Below are 3,726 nucleotides of genomic sequence, written 5' to 3' on the forward strand. Positions count from 1 at the left end.
CTGATCCAGTCAGAAAAAATGGCTTCATTGGGCGAACTCACTGCCGGCATCGCGCACGAAATACAAAACCCATTGAATTTTGTAAATAATTTCTCTGAAGTCAGCAATGAGCTGATTGATGAGATGAGCGAAGAAATAGCGAAAGGAGATCTCGAGGAAGCAAAAGCAATCGTGGAAGACATTAAACAAAATCTGGAAAAAATAAATCACCATGGCAAACGTGCCGATGCCATTGTGAAGGGGATGTTGCAACACAGTCGCAGTAGCAGTGGTGTAAAAGAACCTACCGATATCAATGAATTGGCCGATGAATATCTACGGCTGGCGTATCATGGCCTTAGAGCGAAGGACAAATCGTTCAATGCTACAATGGAGACTGATTTTGATGAAACAATTGGTAAAATCAATATCATTCCTCAAGATATTGGCAGGGTAATACTGAATTTAATTACGAATGCTTTCTATGCCACCGATGAAAAAAATAAAAAGAATCAAATGGGTTATGAACCAACAGTTACTGTGACCACAAAAAAAGAAGGCGAAAAGGTCTTTATTTCTGTAAAGGACAATGGCAATGGTATTCCTAAAAAGCTGCTTGACAAAATATTCCAACCTTTCTTCACCACAAAACCAACAGGACAGGGAACCGGATTGGGATTATCTTTATCCTATGATATTGTAAAAGCACATGGAGGAGAGTTGAAGGTGGATACCGAGGAAGGGAAAAGCACTACTTTTTTTATTACCTTAAGCACTAAATAATACCTTCGTTTTGAAAAACTATATTCCTGCCGTACTAATCCTACTAATTTTCTTTCACGCAGGAGATGCCTATGCACAAACTCAGGAGGTAGACATAATCCCAATCCCTGGCGCAAGTGGTCTTACACTGGGAAAGATTAACGACATAGTCCAGGATAAATACGGATTCATGTGGTTCCTTGATCAAACTAACCAATATGTCGTAAGGTATGACGGTTCTAGCATGAAACGATATACTTATGATGAAAGCAACCCGGATAGCCCAAATTCTTTAGGCGGTTTTAACCTCGAATGTCTGTATGCTGATGACAATGGTATAATCTGGATAGGAGGTGGTGGGCGGATAGATCGTTTGGATCCATTGACAGATACATTTGTGCATTATAGGCACGATCCGAAAGATCCACAAAGTTTGACAGATGGGTTTGTTTCGACTATATTGATGGACCGCTTAGGTAATCTTTGGGTCGGTACATCAGGGGGATTAGATCGTTTAGATCAGGAGACTGGAAAATTCACACATTTCAAACATGACCCTAAGGATAATAGTAGTCTAAGCAATAATAATGTGAGGTCCCTTTATGAAGACCGGGAAGGTACCCTTTGGGTGGGTACCGGTTTTGAATTCGGGAATAATGAGAGGGGCGGCCTCAATAAGCTGGATAGAGCATCTGGAACATTTACAAGGTATTTGCACGATGCGAATAACCCCCATAGTCTTAATAGCAACAAAATACGGTCCATTTTTGAAGACAGTAAAGATAATCTTTGGATAGGCACAAGGGGTGGATTACACAGACTGGACCGGGAGAGCGGTGAGTTCGAGAGAATGGCAGAAAATCCGGGCACCCTTGAGAAAAGTATTCTTAGGGGCATGGTTACAAGTATTACAGAGGATAAAGAAAAAAGGCTTTGGATCGGCACACTGCAAGGCAAGATTGGCAACTACGACCTGGATACGAAATCAGTTGTCGACTACAACATTACCTCAATTTGGAAGATTGTAGCATCAAAGGATGGCCATATTTGGGTGAGCACAGAAAGAGATTTTCGACTTTACAAATTTGACCCTTACCACACAAAGATTGAATCCAGTGAAGAAGAATTGCATGCATTATTTCAGGAATCTCCTACTGTGCTATGGAAAGGAAGTATAAATGGATTGGTGCGTGTTGATCTGCAAAGTGGAAAAGAAACTAAATTCACCAGCGACGCCAACAATGAAAATAGCCTGAGTGATAATAGGGTAACTGCCATCACAAAAGACCATCAGGGAAGTATTTGGGTGGGTACTGGACATGGGCTCAATCGGTATAATGCGGTTAACAATACCTTCACGAGGTATTTTGACAAGAACAAAACACAGGAAGAAGGCTGGCGCAGCCGTATTTCCTATATATATGAAGACAGCCAGAAAAATTTATGGGTTTGTACCAATTATGGATTGGGTAAATACAACAGAGAAGAGGACCAGTTTTCGTGGATAACAGCAGAGAGGAACCCGTTTCTAATGAAGTCAGACAGTTCCGATGCACTTAGTATTAGTTCAAATCAGGTCATGGTGGTTCAAGAAGATGCTAACAAAGTATTATGGATAGGAACCCTTAGAGGGGGCATCAATAGATTTGATCATACAACCAATAAGTTTCAGCATTATTTACCCGGTATAGGAGCATGGCAATTAGTAATTGATAAGGAGGGTGTAATATGGGCAGGAACATGGACTGGCCTTTACTTTTATAACCCGGCCAAGGACCGATTTGAACGGCACGCTATTGAGGAAGGCATCTCATCAATCATCGAAGATGATTCAGGAAACCTTTGGATTACAGCGGCCAGAGGTCTTTACAAGGTTTATCCTGATCGAGAGCAATACGTTTTGTTTGGACCCAAAAATGGTATGGCAGCACAGGAAGCAATGGGCCCTTCGTTTAAGGGACTTGATGGGGAAATCACTTTTACAAGAAGGGAGGGCGGATATTATAAACTTGATCCCGAAAAGATATACGTCAGAAAAGATACAGCCAAACTCTATTTCACCAAGTTCTGGGTCGGCAATGAACTCCTAACTTCATTTACAAAAGGACCCTTGTCTGGCCCACCATTATTAGCCAAGTCACTTGAACTAAAACACGACCAGAACATCTTTTCCATTAGTTTTACCAAAGTAGATTTCCGTGCCGATATTGATGAAAAAATATTTTATTTTCTGGAGAATTATGATCAGGAATGGAGGGCTGCCAGTCCCCAGGAGAAGATCAGTTACTCCATGGTGCCACCTGGGGAATATACGTTTCGCATTAAAAGCCCAACAAAAGGAAATGGTATTTGGGTGGAGAAGGAAATTCCCATTACAATCTTGCCGCCCTGGTACAAAAGTTGGTGGGCCTTTGGATTTTATGGGCTCATTTTCGTAGGTAGTCTTGTAGGAGCTGATCGTTTTCAACGGAAACGAATTATTGAAAAGGAAAGAGCATTGGCAAAAGAAAAAGAATTAGCTCAGGCCAAAGAAATTAAAAAAGCCTATGGTGATCTTGAAGTAGCGCATACCAATCTCAAAGCTACCCAAAGTCAACTTATCCAATCGGAAAAAATGGCTTCCCTGGGCGAACTCACTGCCGGGATTGCCCATGAAATCCAAAACCCTTTAAACTTCGTGAATAATTTCTCAGAAGTCAGCAATGAGCTAATCGATGAGATGAACGAAGAATTGCAGAAAGGGGATCTGGAAGAAGCTAAAGCAATCGCTGGTGACATCAAGCAAAATCTGGAAAAAATTAATCATCATGGCAAACGTGCTGATGATATTGTAAAAGGGATGCTGCAGCATAGCCGCAGCAGCAGCGGAGTAAAAGAACCTACGGACATCAATGCATTGGCCGATGAATATTTGCGCCTGGCCTACCATGGTCTTAGGGCCAAAGACAAATCTTTCAATGCAACTATGGAAACAGATTTTGATGA

General features: G+C 41.5%; 2 protein-coding genes. Both read left to right on the forward strand.

All coding sequences use genetic code 11. The features are described from left to right. A partial coding sequence (locus Q0X89_RS12710) for an ATP-binding protein (RefSeq protein WP_297694750.1) occupies positions 1-762 on the forward strand: 762 nt, incomplete at its 5' end. A 10-nt stretch (positions 763-772) separates the two neighbouring features. Beyond that, on the forward strand, positions 773-3,726 hold a 2,954-nt coding region (locus Q0X89_RS12715; protein ID WP_297694752.1), incomplete at its 3' end, for a two-component regulator propeller domain-containing protein.

The sequence above is a fragment of the uncultured Eudoraea sp. genome (assembly GCF_947258525.1).
In the GTDB taxonomy this organism is placed as follows: domain Bacteria; phylum Bacteroidota; class Bacteroidia; order Flavobacteriales; family Flavobacteriaceae; genus Eudoraea.